The sequence below is a fragment of the Neptunomonas marina genome (assembly GCF_004005935.1).
In the GTDB taxonomy this organism is placed as follows: Bacteria; Pseudomonadota; Gammaproteobacteria; order Pseudomonadales; family Balneatricaceae; genus Neptunomonas; species Neptunomonas marina.
The window spans coordinates 63,974-80,328 of the sequence record NZ_SACQ01000001.1 but is presented as its reverse complement, the minus strand read 5'-3'; the positions used below and the strand labels follow the sequence as shown (position 1 = coordinate 80,328).

The following is a 16,355-nucleotide window of genomic DNA, read 5'->3' as shown; positions in this document are numbered from 1 at the left end:
GTAAATGGCACGATTAGAACGCCGCAATGCTACTGATTCACGAAAACGCCTCTTGGGAATCAATAAACAAAAAGGCCCGTAAAGCTAAGCTTTACGGGCCTTCAGAAACAGCATGTGTTTCAGTGGAACAGCTACATGATGATTACATCATGCCGCCCATACCACCCATGCCGCCCATGCCGCCCATATCAGGCATTGCAGGACCGCCTTCTTGTGGCTTATCAGCAACCATTGCTTCAGTTGTGATCATCAGACCTGCAACAGACGCAGCCGCTTGCAGTGCTGAACGCGTTACTTTAGCTGGATCAAGGATACCCATCTCCATCATGTCGCCATAAGTCTCGTTACCAGCGTTGTAGCCGAATGCGCCTTCGCCGTCACGTACTTTAGAAACCACAACAGAACCTTCGCCACCAGCGTTGGATACGATTTGACGCATAGGTGCTTCCATTGCGCGGCAAGCCAGCTCGATACCAACTGTTTGGTCGTGGTTGTCACCTTCCAAACCTTCAACTTTCGCCAGAGCACGGATCAGAGCAACGCCACCGCCAGGTACAACACCTTCCTCTACCGCAGCGCGTGTCGCGTGCAATGCGTCTTCAACGCGTGCTTTCTTCTCTTTCATTTCCACTTCAGTGGCTGCACCAACTTTGATAACCGCAACACCACCTGCCAGTTTAGCTACACGCTCTTGTAGCTTCTCGCGGTCGTAGTCAGAAGAAGTTTCTTCGATCTGCGCACGGATCTGTGCAACACGGCCATTGATTGCGTCAGCTGCACCAATACCATCAACAATGGTTGTGTTCTCTTTCGTGATCGTTACACGCTTAGCTTGACCCAACTGCTCCAGAGACGCTGTCTCTAGGTTCAAGCCAACCTCTTCAGAGATCACAGTTCCGCCTGTCAAGATAGCGATATCTTCTAGCATCGCTTTACGACGATCACCAAAACCTGGTGCTTTAACAGCAGCTACTTTAACGATGCCGCGCATATTGTTCACAACCAACGTTGCCAGCGCTTCGCCTTCCACGTCTTCTGCGATGATCAACAACGGACGAGATGCTTTTGCCACTTGCTCTAGGATTGGCAATAGATCGCGGATGTTAGAGATCTTTTTATCAACCAACAGAATGAATGGCTGCTCAACTTCAGCAGACATGTTGTCTTGGTTGTTTACGAAGTATGGTGACAGGTAACCACGGTCGAACTGCATACCTTCAACAACAGATAGTTCGTTCTCAAGGCCCGAACCTTCTTCTACCGTGATAACACCTTCTTTACCTACTTTTTCCATCGCTTCAGCGATGATTTGACCCACAACTTCGTCAGAGTTAGCAGAGATCGTACCAACCTGCGCAATAGCTTTAGAGTCTGCACATGGAACCGCCATACCACGCAGTTGCTCAACAACAGCAGCTGTCGCTTTGTCGATACCACGCTTAAGATCCATTGGGTTCATACCCGCTGCAACAGACTTAAGGCCTTCGTTTACAATCGCTTGCGCCAAAACTGTTGCTGTTGTTGTACCGTCACCGGCTACATCGTTTGCCTGAGATGCAACTTCTTTGACCATCTGCGCGCCCATGTTCTCGAACTTGTCTTCTAGCTCGATCTCTTTCGCTACAGATACGCCATCCTTTGTTACCGTAGGAGCACCAAATGCTTTATCTAGAACAACATTACGGCCTTTAGGACCTAGTGTTGTTTTTACTGCGTTAGCAAGAATGTTTACACCTTCCAGCATGCGCTGGCGAGCATCATCTCCAAAACGTACGTCTTTAGCAGCCATGATTTCTTATCCTTTACCTTAAAAATTCGTTAACTTGAGGATGTCTAAGTCGTGCGCTGGATTAAGCTTCCAGAACGCCATAAATTTCGCTTTCGCTCATGATCAATAGTTCTTCACCGTCGATTTTAACAACGTTAGAACCTGCATACTGACCAAATAGAACTGTATCGCCGACTTTAACTGTAAGTGGCTGTAGATCACCGTTGTTTGAAATACGGCCTTCACCGACAGCAACGACTTCACCTTGATTCGGCTTTTCCGCAGCAGAACCTGGCAGAACGATACCACCTGCAGTTTTAGTTTCTTCTTCACTGCGGCGGACAACGACTCGGTCGTGAAGTGGACGAATTTTCATCTGATCTCTCTCCTGATGGTTTGATCAAAAAGTGGTATTAACTATTTGATTAAGTCAAAGACCGTAACCATCTGGTTACCGGTTCTTCGATTAATGTGGGCGGGGTTTATGAATTCAATAGCCCCACTTAAAAAAAATCTATTTTTTTTCGTCATCGCGGGTAAAGTCACCCTCGAACACATCACCTGCCCGCGGGCTATCTTGATCATTGTGAAAAGGTGAACGATCCGAACGCGTTTGATGCTCAAAATTAGAGTCGTGCGATTGAGGTTGAGCGCCAAAAGGGCCAGAGCCTGAGTGCTGTGAAAAACCCGCTTGGTTCATCGTCACCACTTTTGCTCGCGCCATTACGCCACGCACAAACGCTTGACGGGTAAACGGGATTAAACAGCAAAACCCAACTGCGTCTGTGACGAAACCCGGTGTCACTAGCAACGCACCACCAACCGCTAATACAAGACCTTCTATCATCTCCTGCCCTGGCATCTCGCCGCTTTGCATACGCTGCTGTGCCCGTGCTAGCGTGGAAATCCCTTGATAACGCAACATGTTAACGCCGATAAAAGCAGAGAGCAGCACCAGCGCCACGGTGTACCAAGCACCAATCGCTTCACCCACGTTAATTAGTATGGTGATCTCGATAATCGGGACGATAATAAAAAGAAGAAACAAAAACGGCATGGCAACCTACCTCTGCAGGGTATTAGCACGCGGCTATATGAGCGCCTAAACGCTCACATAGCCGCCAGTTTGCTAATAAAATTCGATACACAGCGGCATCTCGATACGCTTAGATCCACCGCCTTATGCCCTATTCTTTGGGGCAAATTCACTCATTTCAAGCATAGCCGTCAGAGAGACGACCTTAGTCGCGTCTTAAAAATATCATTGGACAGGTAGCGCTTGGCTAATATATGTTTGCTGCACCGCAACATGCTGCATTGCAGCATTTTTTGAACGAGATAAGGTAAAGAGAGATGAAGCTAAATAATAAAGTCATCGTCATTACTGGTGGCGGCCGCGGCCTTGGTCGCTCTATGGCACTAGAACTGGCAAGCCAAGGTGCACAGCTAGCACTCGCAGATCTCAACGCAGAAGATCTAGATGAGACAATTAACTTGTGCGCAGAGAAAGGCGTTGTCGCGCGCGGCTACGTTGCCAATGTTGCAGACGAAGCTAGCGTAGAGAAGCTGTTCGATGATGTGATCAACGACTTTGGCGAGCTCCACGGTTTAGTGAACAACGCTGGTATTACGCGTGATGGTTTGTTCGTAAAAGTGGACCGTGAGACCGGCAAAGTGACGAAGAAGATGTCACTGGAGCAGTGGAATCTTGTGATGGACGTTAACCTAACCGGCTCGTTCTTGTGTGGTCGCGAAGCTGCGATTCGCATGATCGATGGTGGAACGCAGGGTTGCATCATCAATATATCTTCAGTTTCACGCTCAGGTAACATGGGGCAAACGAACTACACTGCAACCAAAGCAGGCGTTCAGGCTATGGCTGTGACTTGGTCTAAAGAGCTAGCTCGCTATGGCATTCGCGCAGCATCTATCGCACCAGGCTATATCGGTACTGAAATGGTTATGAGCATGAAGCCAGAAGCGTTGGATAAAATTGCTGCCGGTATTCCAGCGAAGCGCCTTGGTACCCCTGAAGAGATCGCGCGCACTGTGACCTTCATTTTTGAAAACGACTATATCAATGGTCGCTGCATTGAAGTGGATGGAGCTCTGCGCATCTAACGGCTTGATACCCCATCAGAGGCCTCTGCGTAGGCCTCTCTCGCTTTTCAGCGCGAATTCAGCGTCACTTATCGATAGTAGCGGTTTCGATCAGGTGAGTTTTTACACGCAAAGCATGATTTTCAGCGCCCTTTCACGTAAAATTTCGTCTGAATTTATCCACAAACTCAAAGGTATCAACTCCAATGCAACTGCTTAGCCAGTTTCTACGTCGTAACGAAACCGACGAACAACTGTCCGACCTAATCGCTACTCTAATGGTCGCCTGTAAAGAGATCGCACTTAAGCTTCGCCAAGGTGCACTTGCAGGGATTCATGGCTCAACTGACAACACAAATGTTCAGGGCGAGACCCAGAAGAAGTTGGACGTAATCTCCAACGAGATTTTAAAAACTGTGCTGCTAAACCACTCTTTGGTTGCCGGTGTTGCATCAGAAGAAGAGAGTAATCCGGTTCCGGGTAATAAAGATGGCCGCTTCTTGGTTATCTTCGACCCACTGGATGGCTCTTCAAATATCGATATCAATGTGTCTGTTGGTACAATCTTCTCTATTTTAGAAGCACCTGCTGGGGAAGATTTTGCGAATGAAGCGGCATACCTGCAAAGTGGCCGTAAGCAGTTAGCATCTGGCTATGTATTGTATGGTCCATCCGCAACTCTCGTGCTGACAACAGGCCATGGCGTTAACATGTTTACGCTATCTCATACAGGTGACTTCCTATTAAGCCGTGAAAACGTCTTGATCCCTGAAGAGACAAAAGAGTTTGCTATCAACATGTCTAACCGTCGCTTCTGGGAACCTGCGATGCGTAACTACGTTGATGACCTGCTCGAAGGCGCTGAAGGCCCACGTGGTAAAAACTTCAATATGCGCTGGGTCGCTTCCATGGTAGCCGAGGTTCACCGCGTTCTCACTCGTGGCGGTATCTTTACCTACCCGTGGGACGAGCGCGCTCCCAAGAAGCCTGGCAAACTGCGCCTAATGTACGAAGGCAACCCAATGAGTATGCTGGTTGAGCAAGCAGGCGGCCTGGCAACAAACTGCTACCGCGACATTATGGATGTTGAGCCAGACGATATTCACGAGCGTGTTTCTGTCGCGCTTGGCTCCAAGAAAGAGGTTGAGGCGCTGATGAGCTACCACACAGGCGAAGAGCCTACTCAGGTAGACTAATAGCGTATAGTCGTATTCATTGCACTGGATACGACTTCTATAATCGAACAATCTATTCCCTTATATTTCAGCATAGGAAGAAAACGCATGAGCTTTGCAAAAGTGCCTGCAGGTAAAGACCTACCAAACGACATCTACGTAATCATCGAGATTCCAGCAGAGAGCTCGCCGGTTAAGTACGAGATCGAAAAAGAGGAAGATGCACTTTTCGTTGACCGTTTCATGGCAGCGCCAATGTTCTATCCTGCAAACTATGGCTACATCAACAACACGCTTGCTGATGATGGCGACGCGGTAGACGTGCTCGTACTGACACCTTACCCAGTTGTGCCGGGCTCTGTTATTCGTTGCCGTCCTGTTGGCGTTCTCAACATGACTGATGAAGCGGGTGTTGATGCGAAACTGGTTGCTGTACCACACGACAAGCTGACTAAGATTTACAAAGACGTTCATGACGTAACAGATCTGCCAGAGCTGACTCTTGCACGTATTAAGCACTTCTTCGAAAACTACAAAGGTTTGGAAGAAGGTAAGTGGGTTAAGGTTGAAAACTGGGAAGGCGCTGAAGCCGCTAAAGCGGTTATCGAAGCAGGCGCAAAAGCGTACGAAGCAGCTAAGTAATCCCTTTGTTGTTTATAAAGCCCCCATTAGGGGGCTTTTTTATTGCTTGCCATATGGCCCTTAGAGGGGCTAACGCAGTGAAAGCAAATATCGTCGGGATGCTGGTTAACTATTGAAAGTGCACCAATAAAAAAGCCACCCTTTCGAGTGGCTTTTTAGTATGGAACCTAACTAAACCTTGAACTTACCGAGAGTACGATCTTGGTCAGACGTTTGCTCAACCATACTGTTGCAGAGCATTGCTTGATCTTGAGCACTCTCAGAAACCATCTGACTGATATCGCGAATATTCGACGTATTGCGATTGATCTCGTCTGATGTTGCGCTTTGCTCCTCGGCGGCAGTCGCTATTTGAATTGTCATTTCGCTAATATGGCGAATACCATCGCGAATATTCTCAAGTGACTGATTTGCATTTTGCGCAATACTACAAGCTTCATTAGCGACATCTCGACCACGGCTGATAGTCTGCTCTGCTTTGGTCACACCACCTTGCAACTGCCCTATCATCTTCTGAATCTCTTCAGTCGACTGCTGAGTTCGTGACGCCAACGCACGGACTTCATCCGCAACCACCGCAAAGCCTCGACCTGCGTCACCCGCACGTGCCGCTTCAATAGCAGCGTTTAGAGCGAGCAAGTTGGTTTGCTCCGCAATACCCGTGATCACTGTAAGAATAGATTCGATGTTATTGCTGTAGCTTGCTAGTTCGCTAACAGTTGATACAGCACCGTCCATGTCACCGACAAGCGACTCCATCGCCGTGGTTGTCCGGCTGACAACACTCGCACCTTCCATCGCAGCATCATCAGCACTTTGGGCCGCCGATGCTGTTTGTTGCGCACTGCTAGCAACCTCGGTTGCCGTCGCTGACATCTCATGCATCGCCGCAGCCAACTGGTCGAGCTCATTAAGCTGTTCATTGAGCTGATTTGATGCGCTATTCGCAGCGTGTGCCGTTTGGTCTGTACTGCTGCGGATGTTCCGCGACGCTTCCTTAACATCGTGAATAATCTTTTGCAGGAAGTCTAAGAACTCGTTGAACTCGTTCGACAGCGCGCCAAACTCATCTTTCGTTTCAACAGAGAGGCGGTGCGTTAAATCCCCATCACCGGAGTTCAACTCACGAATTGACTCCCGCAGCGATAGCATCGGTTGTAACAGCTTGGTTGATACTAAATACAGCGCTAACGAGGTCAGAATAATGCTGACAATTGTGCCGACAACCGCACTTATGCCGAATTTAGTCGCTGGCGCCATCACCATGTCTTTATTCAGCACTGCAGCCACATACCAGTTACTCCCCGGCAAACCCTGCAGCTCTTTAAACGTGACAAATACGTCTTCACCCCCGATTGATGAAGGCTGGAAGCCTCCTGTAAAGCTCGGCTGCTTGCCGTTAATCAACTCACCGATCGCTTTACCATTAAAGGCTTCGTCAGGGTGTGAGATGATCTTTCCTGATGCATCCAGCAAGAAGGCATACCCTGCTCCATCGAAGTTCATTGTGTTTAGCGCATCAGCAACGGTTGCTAGACTTAAATCTCCACCGAAGGCGCCTTTGAAACTTCCTTTGTCTTTAAATTTCGCTACAGCAGAGATCAGTATCTCACCCGTAGCGGCATCGGGATAAGGCTCAGTTAGCACCGCCTGATCGTGACCACGTGCATAGGGATACCAAGGACGCTTACGCGCATCCCAGTTCGCGGGATTCCAGCTCGGGTCATTCGTGATGCGTGCACCATCAGTGTCTAGGCCGCCGAATATCAGAATAAACTCATCTTTCAACAAGGGTGTATCGAAAGTTTGCTGAATAGTCTGTCCAGAGAAATCAGCGTCAATGGTTTCTGCCATCATATTGATCAGAGCCAGCTTGCCATTCAGCCAGTTAGTGATCTGATGAGAAAGCACCACCATACTCTCTTGGGTGCTGCTCTCGGCTGCATCAACCAATGAGTTTTTTACCGACTGGTATTGAATCCAAGAAAATAGACTAAATACCAATACCACGACAGTGGAGGCCACTAAGGCCAGTTTGTGAGAGACTTTCATCACTACCTCATCTTTGTGTGACGTAACATAGACTGTCCCTGTCGAAGTAAAACAGAGCCTTATCACTCTGCTTGCTAAGCGAACTTAACGTATTCTTCAGTGTAGCTATGATTCAAATTTGCATAGCCCTTACTAGGCTAACCACCAGACTTAAGTACTGATATAAATCAAATAACCGTAAGTCTTTAGTTTAATAATTAAAGCCTAACTTTGTGAGATTGCGAGTTTTTTTTCCAACTAAGATGCACTTTTAAAAAGTGTTCATTTAGCTCATTATTGCAGTCTCTTTTCCGGTACTAAGGTGTTCCTAAAATGTTACGATTTTTCGCAAAAGTCATAGCTATCTTCTGCATAGCTACCCATCTTTACGCAGCTAACCCGCAAGTCGAAATGACGACCAATAAGGGAACGATTGTTTTAGAATTATTTGCTGAGGAAGCGCCTATTACAGTCGACAACTTCTTGCGCTACGTCGACGATAACTTCTATGCAGGCACAACCTTCCACCGGATCATTGACGGTTTTATGATTCAGGGCGGCGGCTTTACTGAAGACTTCAGCCGCAAAGAGACACTCGCGCCTATCCAGAATGAGTCAGCCAACGGCGTTGGCAACGATCGTGGTACGATTTCAATGGCGCGTACACGCAACCCACACAGCGCCACCAGCCAGTTCTTTATCAACCTTGTCGATAACTTCAACCTCAATGCAGCGGGTAACCGCCCAGGCTATGCAGTATTTGGTAAGGTAGTGTCAGGCATGGATGTTGTAGATAACATCGCAAAAGTAGAGACGGGTGCGAAAGGCGGCCACCGTAACGTGCCGAATACACCCGTGGTAATTCAAAGCGTTAAACGCTTAGCGAACTAATTACTGCCTTTATTGCGGGGCACTGCGGGCAATTGCCACGTAGTTGCCCTGCATCTCCAATGTGGTCTCACCTTCGCAGATAATCTGGATAGTAAGGGCCAGCCTAGCACGGCCTTTTTCGCTCAGGCGCTGCAAAAATTGATCGATACTCGGCTGCTCAGGCACCACGACCTGTGAAGCAAACGCCGCTTTCACAGGTGCTAGATAGCTCATATTGCAATCGCGAATCATCACATCACAGTCGTAATCATGATCTCTCAGTAACAGCGTTGTTAGACACCAGCCAGAGATCGTTGCTAACGTCGCTAGCGAACCACCAAATCCTGTTCCCTTATCGTTGATATTAGGCTCAAGCGCGGCGGGAATTGTGAGCACCTTCCCATCATAAGCTAGCGCCCCTAACCCCATATGATTAAGAAGTGGAATTTGCGTTTTCAGCCAAATTAGAAACTGTTCCGTGTCTTGTTGCGTTGCCATAAACCCCTCTATACCTTTGGCTGCCATTGGGTAACGTTCTCGGCCCATTGCGCTGCAGGAACACCTTTTTGAGCCATTGGCGTACCAATATAGATAAAGCCAATCAGCTTCTCATGGCTCGCCAATCCCAGTGCGTCCATCACGTGCTGATTGAAAGCAAGGTCGCCGGTACGCCACATCGCACCCAATCCTTGAGCATACGCTGCTTGAACAACCGCCTGCGCGGCGCAACCGGCCGTAATAACCTGCTCAATTTCTGGGACCTTTGGATGAGTATGCAAAGTAGCAACGGCAACAATGATCATTGGCGCACGATGGGGCATACGCCGCATCTTGGCTGCTTTTTCATCGCTCAGGCCGCCATCACAAACAGCGGCGCTAGCAGCGACGAAAACCTCCCCAAGTGCATCCAAATCATCACCAGCAACCTCAATGAAGCGCCAAGGCCGCAAACAGGCATGATCAGGCGCACGCAACGCCGCTCGATACATAACATCGAGCTGCTCCGGCGTTGGCGCAGGTGCTTGTAGAGCGGGTGTTGAAGTACGGTTGTGAAGCAGTGTCAGAGCATCCATAGCCTATCCTATTGTCTGCCTAAACGGCGATTATGAGGCGCACTTTCCAAATGGCTACTGCGGAATGGATTGATATCCAAACCACCACGGCGCAAGTAGCGCGCATAAACCGATAGCTTTTCAGGTTCACAGCGCTCCCAAATATCCATAAAGATATTTTCTACGCATTGCTCGTGAAAGTCGCCGTGCTCGCGATAAGAGATGACATACTGTAAAAGCCCTTCGCGGGAGATGGGCTTACCTTTATAGGCCACCACAATTGATGCCCAATCAGGCTGCCCTGTCACTGGGCAGTTAGACTTAAGCAGATGGCTATACAACGTTTCCTCAACCGGCTGATCAGCAGTGGTCGTTAATAAGCTTGCGTCCGGAGCATAGTGCTCCACTTCAATATCCAACTCATCGATGCAGACACCTTCAAGTGGCTTAATCTCTTCAAGCGCATCAGGATGCTGTAAAAAAACCGCCACTGGCGCGCCCGCAGCAGATGACAGGTCTCGCGTCATCGCATCGATCACCAACTGCTCTGTTTCGAACCGGCTGAGGTTGAATGAGTTGAGGTAGAGCTTAAAAGACTTTGACTCAATGATATTGTGTGACGAAGCAGGAATATGGAAGCGCGCTACGCGCACAACCGGTTTTCCCTTGGTATTCAACCAAGAGACCTCATAGCCATTCCAAATATCCTCACCTTTGATCGGTAATGCACCGCGCTCTATACCACGAGTTTGCCAGTTCAACTGACGCGCAATGGGGAAAAGCAATGAGGCATCGTATTCATTAACGTATGCCGTATCGCTACCTAATGGTGAAGCCTCTAGGGTTTGTTCTTCATTCATTAATGTCTAATACCTTTACCAGCACTCAACAGTTTAAGTGCGACCGTAAACAGAATGATATTGAAAAGCACTATCATACCAAATGCGACACCAATATTGATGTCACTCACCCCTAAAATCCCGTATCTGAATGCGTTGACCATGTAGAGAATCGGGTTCAACTGGGATACACCCTGCCAAAACTCGGGGAGTAGCTGGATCGAGTAAAACACACCACCCAAGTAGGTCAGTGGCGTGAGAATAAAGGTCGGGATAATGGAGATGTCATCGAATGAGTTGGCAAACATCGCATTAATAAATCCACCCAGCGAAAACAGCGTTGAAGTCAGTACGACGACCGCAACCATCACCGCGAGGTTATGGACCTGCAATGACGTAAAAAACAACGATAGCAGGGTTACGATCACACCTACTGCCAGTCCACGAGAGACGCCACCGACAACATAGCCAGATAAGATCACCCAGTTCGGCGTGGGCGACACTAGCAACTCTTCAATATTGCGCTGAAACTTCGTGCTGTAAAACGACGAAACGACATTGCCATAAGAGTTAGTAATGACAGACATCATGATCAATCCTGGCACGATAAACTCCATGTAATCGAAGCCGCCCATCTCACCGATTCGGCTACCAATCAAATTGCCGAAAATGATGAAATATAGCGTCATCGTAATAGCTGGCGGCAGCAACGTTTGCGCCCAAATACGCGTAAAGCGGCGCACCTCTTTGATGACAATAGTTAAAAACGAGACCCAAAGCTCTTGCGCTTTCATTAAGACGCCGCCTCCAAGTTTTTCTCTACCATGTTCACAAACAACTCCTCTAGACGGTTGGCCTTGTTACGCATACTCACTACCTCAATCTGCTGTGTTTGTAACTGCGCAAATAACGAGGTTAACCCTTGAGACTTCTCCACCTCAACGATCAAAGTGTGCGCATCCTCTAGACGCGCTTTGTACCCTGAAAGTACCGGGAGCTCTGAAATATCTTGCGCAAGATCGAGAATAAACGTCTCGCTATTGAGCTCCTGAAGTAGCGCTTTAATCGAGGTATCCTTAACAATCTGCCCCTTATCGATGATAGCGATATTTCGGCACAGGCTTTCCGCCTCTTCCAAGTAATGGGTGGTCAAAATGATGGTCGTGCCAGCAGCATTTATCTCCTGCAAAAATGCCCACATCGAGCGGCGTAGCTCGATGTCGACCCCTGCCGTGGGCTCATCTAAGATCAGCAGCTTGGGCTCATGTACCAGTGCACGCGCTATCATTAAACGCCTTTTCATACCACCTGATAGCATGCGCGCTGCGTCATTGCGCTTATCCCAAAGACCCAGCTTTCTTAAATATCGCTCTGCACGCTCTGCAGCGACAGAAGATGGGATGCCATAGTAGCCCGCTTGAGTCGTGACAATATCAATCACCTTCTCAAACATATTAAAGTTGAACTCTTGCGGCACGACACCCAACGAGCGCTTAGCGGCTGCGGCATCTGTATCCAAGTCGTGGCCAAACACCGAAACTCGGCCATCAGTTTTGTTAACAAGTGAAGACACGATACCCAGCGTCGTTGATTTACCTGCTCCGTTTGGGCCAAGCAACGCGAAGAAGTCACCTTGCTCCACACTGAAATCGATCCCTTTAAGGGCTTCAAATTGATTGTCATAGACTTTACGCAAACCCGATACTACGAGCGCTTTGGTCATAGCGAAATCCTGCCTAAGCTTTAGTTTGTAGAGAGTTGATGAGGATGAGAGAGATTATTTCAACCGTTAAGCTAGTCTATCAGGTAATATATACGCCTTTAGACTAGCAACAGAGTTATTCCAGATGGGAAACAGTTACCTTCAGTTTCATATCGAGCTACTCAAGCAGACACACAACCAACTGCTTACCTATCCGCCGTTCAAAGATGCAGAGAACCCTGACGATGAGGCATTTTTGGACGCCCTCGTCGCCGTTATCACGCTGACCGAGAACCAAGAGGCCGATTATCTATCACATGGCCAAGACCTTTTAACACAGTGGATACGCCGCTATCCCGATACGGCCCCACTTATTCCGCGCGACCTTTTTTGGTTTTACGGCGGAGACTGCCTGCACTTTATGCCTGACGAAGAGATCAACCTGTTTCAGCAGCTAGACGAAGCGCGCTGGGAAGCTGAGCAAACGAATGAGCCCTACGACTACGCTCCGATGCGTGCACGTATTCTAGGTCTGACAGCACTCCATTAAATGCTCGCTGGGTACTAGTACACATAACCGCTGACTAACGATAAAAGCGATATTGATTAGTACCCTCGCGTTGCGCGAGATGCAAAGCGTCTTCAGCGCAATCTAACAAGTTCGCCACATCGCCACCGTGGTTTGGCCAGATACTTATCCCGACTGATATGGACGCCACTTGCTCCTCCCCGTTGACATAGAAAGGAACGCTGAAGGACATCATCACCTTTTCACACACCCGTTCAACCTGAGAAGCGTTCTGAAACCCTTTCATCAATACAACAAATTGATTTTCCGTAATACGAGCCAACACATCATTCCCGCGTAAGCTAGCAGATATACGCTCAACCACCGCCCCTACTAAATCATCATGCTCGCGAATTCCAAGAATAAGCCGCTTACCAAACGGGTCCCGAACCTCGCAGTAAAGTAATGCCAGGAGGTGCTCATGCTTTTCACAGTCTTTAAGCATCTCGGGCAAGGCGTCGAGTAACTTTTGCCGGTTTTCACTGGCAGCAAGCGGGTCATGGTATTCGAGCCATGACAACCGCTCTTCAGAACGTTTCTGATCTGTGATATCAACACCCATCGACAACACAACAGCGCCTTGATCAGACCAACCATCCATATAGGAGTGAATCCACGACATATGGCATAACCTGCCATCGCTATCGATAAACTGGCTCTGGGAGCGGATCAAGTTAGCTTGTCCCAAATAGAGCTGGTTAACGCTATCCACGATACCGTCAGGGTCATCACATACATGGAACAGATCAAAAAAACTCAAGCCGCTCGATAACGATAACCCCTGCTGCTCGAGCATGCGGCTACCTAAATCATTAACAGAGTGAACGCGGCCCCCTGGCCCATGCGTTACAATGATGCTGGCAGAGCTGTTAAGGAGCCCATCCACAACATGCCTTTCCAATCGCAAAGCACTCGCCATCTGGTCGTACTGCTCACTGACCTTCCGTTCATCGATCAAATACTTCTTAAGTTGCCCAAAAACCCCGAGGCTAGCGCTGTAGAGCCCCTCCAACTCACCGGCTTTAGCGGCGTCATAGCTGGGCTCAGTATCTAAACGTGCACTGAGATATAAAAAATCTCGAAAGCTCGCCAAGCGAGCTGCTAGCCGACCAACAAGCATAGCTGCCAAAAGAGAGACGGCCGTGAAGCTTATCACTAGAGCCCACAATAGCTGATCCTTACGTTGCGCCAAACGCAACTGTGACGTTGTCATATCTGAGATCGTAACCCAAAGCGCTCCTAGCACATCGGATGGATCTAACTTCGAGAAAACAACTTCGTTAATTCGACCGAACGCTTCGATTTGGTAGGGCTGATTAAGCTCGACCTGCGGCTCACGCGATAGTAATAACTTAATAACCTGCGAGTTCTGGCTACGCTGAGTTAAAATGGGAAAGTCTAGTTGTTCGCTGTTAAGCTCTCCATCCCCTTGCTCTCCTGTTGGCGGGGCAACACCAATATCGGTCCCTGTGGACGTTTTATATGCCAATATCATGTCTTGAATATTCAAGCCAATTACCAGCACAGAGTGCACCTGTCCGCCGCTAAGCAACGGAATAGCCAAATAACGTGAACACGTTTTGCTACAGTGTAACTGACTGACGGGCCGCTCGTTCTCGAACGCGCGATTTACCATGACAGGGTACCGGGCCTCTGCGGCGCCCCAACTCTCAGTTAAATTGAGGGTTTTATCGAACAAGGCTGCGCTATCTAGTAACCCCTGAAACTCAAACTGCTGAAAGCTAGCATCCATAACGGCAGACACAGCAGATATATCCTGCCCTTGAGCCGTAGATACTAATGACAGAGTTTGTGCAATATCCAACAGCTTATGATAAGAGTTAGAAAGCGCACCATTGAGGGCACGCTGATTTAGCTCTCTTAGCTGCTGCTGACTACTGTCTAACTGCAGTTCATACTCATTAGATAACCAAGTGTAGATCGCAGTGTGAGATACCAATAAGAAGACAAGCACGGGTATTAAAGTCGTCCGGTAGACGCTTTTAGCTAACCACATAGTATCTCCTTAGAAACGATAAGCGAGCTGCAGCAGATAGAGAGACCAGTCCTCTTTCGTTTTGCTTGCGTCAGTGTTTTCACGCCTAGGCAGCCAAGCAGTACCGTTGAGACGATGTACCTCTGCTCGGAGACTTAAGCGCTCTGATATCTGCCACCCCAAACCCACAGTAAAGTCTTTAGTCCACTGAGAATGAGCGGGCAACCCCAACACGGCTGGAAGCTCAGATCCGTCTCGATCGTTTCGGTCATAGAAAAACTGATCATAGCGCAGCAAAAGCTCCCAGCGCTCTGTAAAACGGTAAACCCACTGAAGATAATATGACTCTAGGTCCGTTTCCGGCTTAACGCTAAAGATCCCTCCTAAATCAGACCAATCAATCTGCTGCCTCGCGTACTCAGCAGTTAGAGACCAACGCTCAGTATTATACTCCGCCCCAATGGTCGCTAATTTGATGTCCAACTGGCCTTTTTGCAGGCCAAGCTCGCGGGCGCTGCCGGGGCGGTAGTCTAGTGCAATATGACCGAGCGTCGAGGTCAGTCGCCAACGATCTCGCATGTCAGAGAAGTCGAGCTTTGAAACAACGCCCAGTGCGCGCGAAAAATGCCCAGATAACCCGGCTCCCAGATAGATATACTCTACGTTGTCATCTTTCTCAGGCTGACCAATCAGGAGGCTGTAATCTAAACGATGCTCTTCAAATGGCACCGACACATAGCCCATAACGCCGTCGGCTGACAGCATGAGATCGCGAGCCTGATCAAAATAGATTGACTGCGGAAGAACGATTGAAGGCCGTGTAAATGGCACGTCACGTGTGTCATTGTAGAAGCCATAAGGAATCTTTAAACGACCAACTCGCGCACCCGCTGAGATGCACTCACAGCTATCAAAGCGAAAGTCCGCCAATAGATAATCAATTCGCGGCGAGCCATCACTCAATGACCCAGACCGGCGCGACATCAACTGTCCCGACACATGCAATCTCGAACTTGGTCGCCACGTACCGTATACGGCCATTTCGCGTAACGAGGTACTGATATCCCCATCACTCCCGCCAGCAAAGGTATTCTCTTGCGTGGTCGTTACAACCCCCTGTGAAACAAAACCACCCCAGTAAAAATCAGTTGCTGTGTCAGCCCAAACAGACATCGAGCTAAACAAACCTGCAGCGAGCAAGCTACCTTTACTTAACTTCGACAATCTCAACCCCTTTGAGTATCGGTTTACTGGCGTCGTCAACATAACCGATGGCTCCTTCCACTTTTTGAACTTGATTAATCATCTCGGTAATGGATACCACCTCTATCGGTGGATAACCCGTTCCACTGAACGCAGCGCGATCCCACACCATTCTTAATTGATAGGGAAACATCTCTAAATCCTGCTTCACAAAGGACTTGTGAACAGCATGTTTATCAGACAGCACAAAGACGCGCATCGGCTTTTGGTCTGGCCAACGCGTTGTTCGCATCGTAAAAATTGAACGGAGGTAATTTGCTGAAAACAGCGTCGTATCTGTCCCGGGATGGACAATAACGACCTCTGCCTTGCTAAGTTGCGAAAACAACAGCAAGCAAGTAAATAAGAA

The 16,355-nt window shown here is 48.6% G+C and carries 17 protein-coding genes; 5 read left to right on the top strand and 12 right to left on the bottom strand.

Translation table 11 applies throughout. The annotated features are described in order from the left end of the window. Positions 1 to 142: 142 nt before the first annotated feature. The 3 genes from groL to EOE65_RS00360 all read right to left on the bottom strand — a co-directional run bounded on the left by groL (position 143) and on the right by EOE65_RS00360 (position 2,825). Positions 143 to 1,789, bottom strand: coding sequence for a chaperonin GroEL (gene groL / locus EOE65_RS00370; RefSeq protein ID WP_127692311.1), 1,647 nt, complete (start codon positions 1,787 to 1,789; stop codon positions 143 to 145). A 61-nt stretch (positions 1,790 to 1,850) separates the two neighbouring features. After that, positions 1,851 to 2,144, bottom strand: a complete 294-nt coding sequence (locus tag EOE65_RS00365; RefSeq protein ID WP_127692310.1) for a co-chaperone GroES — start codon at positions 2,142 to 2,144, stop codon at positions 1,851 to 1,853. Positions 2,145 to 2,282: 138 nt separating this feature from the next. Beyond that, positions 2,283 to 2,825, bottom strand: a complete 543-nt coding sequence (locus EOE65_RS00360) for an FxsA family protein (RefSeq protein ID WP_127692309.1) — start codon at positions 2,823 to 2,825, stop codon at positions 2,283 to 2,285. Positions 2,826 to 3,121: 296 nt separating this feature from the next. Between EOE65_RS00360 and EOE65_RS00355 the strand changes: the two genes are divergently transcribed. From EOE65_RS00355 to ppa, 3 genes are all read left to right on the top strand, one after another. Further along, positions 3,122 to 3,889 (top strand): SDR family oxidoreductase, encoded by a 768-nt coding sequence (locus EOE65_RS00355; RefSeq protein WP_127692308.1) that lies wholly within the window; start codon positions 3,122 to 3,124, stop codon positions 3,887 to 3,889. Between the two features lie 185 nt (positions 3,890 to 4,074). Further along, positions 4,075 to 5,064, top strand: a complete 990-nt coding sequence (locus EOE65_RS00350) for a class 1 fructose-bisphosphatase (RefSeq protein WP_127692307.1) — start codon at positions 4,075 to 4,077, stop codon at positions 5,062 to 5,064. An 87-nt stretch (positions 5,065 to 5,151) separates the two neighbouring features. Then, entirely contained in the window at positions 5,152 to 5,685 is a 534-nt protein-coding gene (ppa, locus tag EOE65_RS00345; protein ID WP_127692306.1) for an inorganic diphosphatase, read from the top strand. A gap of 171 nt (positions 5,686 to 5,856) precedes the next feature. On the opposite strand, the gene EOE65_RS00340 is transcribed toward ppa, so the two are convergent. After that, a complete protein-coding gene (locus tag EOE65_RS00340) occupies positions 5,857 to 7,737 on the bottom strand; it encodes a methyl-accepting chemotaxis protein (protein WP_127692305.1) in 1,881 nt (626 codons plus the stop codon). Positions 7,738 to 8,049: 312 nt separating this feature from the next. On the opposite strand from EOE65_RS00340, the gene EOE65_RS00335 reads away from it, so the two are divergent. Continuing rightward, a complete protein-coding gene (locus EOE65_RS00335; protein WP_127692304.1) occupies positions 8,050 to 8,607 on the top strand; it encodes a peptidylprolyl isomerase in 558 nt (185 codons plus the stop codon). Positions 8,608 to 8,616: 9 nt separating this feature from the next. On the opposite strand, the gene EOE65_RS00330 is transcribed toward EOE65_RS00335, so the two are convergent. Genes EOE65_RS00330 through EOE65_RS00310 form a run of 5 tightly spaced genes read right to left on the bottom strand, consistent with a single transcriptional unit; the run spans position 8,617 to position 12,200 of the window. Then, on the bottom strand, positions 8,617 to 9,084 hold the full coding sequence (locus EOE65_RS00330; protein ID WP_127692303.1) for a YiiD C-terminal domain-containing protein: 468 nt from the start codon (positions 9,082 to 9,084) through the stop codon (positions 8,617 to 8,619). Between the two features lie 8 nt (positions 9,085 to 9,092). Then, the gene (locus EOE65_RS00325) at positions 9,093 to 9,659 is read right to left on the bottom strand and encodes a nitroreductase family protein (RefSeq protein ID WP_127692302.1); all 567 of its coding nucleotides are present in this window, start codon (positions 9,657 to 9,659) and stop codon (positions 9,093 to 9,095) included. Positions 9,660 to 9,667: 8 nt separating this feature from the next. After that, on the bottom strand, positions 9,668 to 10,498 hold the full coding sequence (queF, locus tag EOE65_RS00320; protein ID WP_127692301.1) for an NADPH-dependent 7-cyano-7-deazaguanine reductase QueF: 831 nt from the start codon (positions 10,496 to 10,498) through the stop codon (positions 9,668 to 9,670). Further along, positions 10,498 to 11,271, bottom strand: a complete 774-nt coding sequence (locus tag EOE65_RS00315; protein WP_127692300.1) for an ABC transporter permease — start codon at positions 11,269 to 11,271, stop codon at positions 10,498 to 10,500. Before EOE65_RS00315 ends, queF begins: the two co-directional genes overlap by 1 nt. After that, entirely contained in the window at positions 11,271 to 12,200 is a 930-nt protein-coding gene (locus tag EOE65_RS00310; protein WP_127692299.1) for an ABC transporter ATP-binding protein, read from the bottom strand. Before EOE65_RS00310 ends, EOE65_RS00315 begins: the two co-directional genes overlap by 1 nt. Positions 12,201 to 12,324: 124 nt before the next feature. Between EOE65_RS00310 and EOE65_RS00305 the strand changes: the two genes are divergently transcribed. Next, positions 12,325 to 12,729 (top strand): PA2817 family protein, encoded by a 405-nt coding sequence (locus tag EOE65_RS00305; protein WP_127692298.1) that lies wholly within the window; start codon positions 12,325 to 12,327, stop codon positions 12,727 to 12,729. Between the two features lie 34 nt (positions 12,730 to 12,763). On the opposite strand, the gene EOE65_RS00300 is transcribed toward EOE65_RS00305, so the two are convergent. From EOE65_RS00300 to EOE65_RS00290, 3 genes are read right to left on the bottom strand one after another with little or no spacing between them, the layout of a single operon-like run. Beyond that, complete coding sequence (locus tag EOE65_RS00300) at positions 12,764 to 14,764, bottom strand: diguanylate cyclase domain-containing protein (RefSeq protein ID WP_127692297.1); 2,001 nt, start codon at positions 14,762 to 14,764, stop codon at positions 12,764 to 12,766. 9 nt (positions 14,765 to 14,773) lie between these two features. Further along, entirely contained in the window at positions 14,774 to 15,967 is a 1,194-nt protein-coding gene (locus EOE65_RS00295) for a TonB-dependent receptor (protein ID WP_164846980.1), read from the bottom strand. Beyond that, entirely contained in the window at positions 15,951 to 16,238 is a 288-nt protein-coding gene (locus tag EOE65_RS00290) for a hypothetical protein (RefSeq protein WP_127692295.1), read from the bottom strand. Before EOE65_RS00290 ends, EOE65_RS00295 begins: the two co-directional genes overlap by 17 nt. Between the last annotated feature and the right edge of the window lie 117 nt (positions 16,239 to 16,355).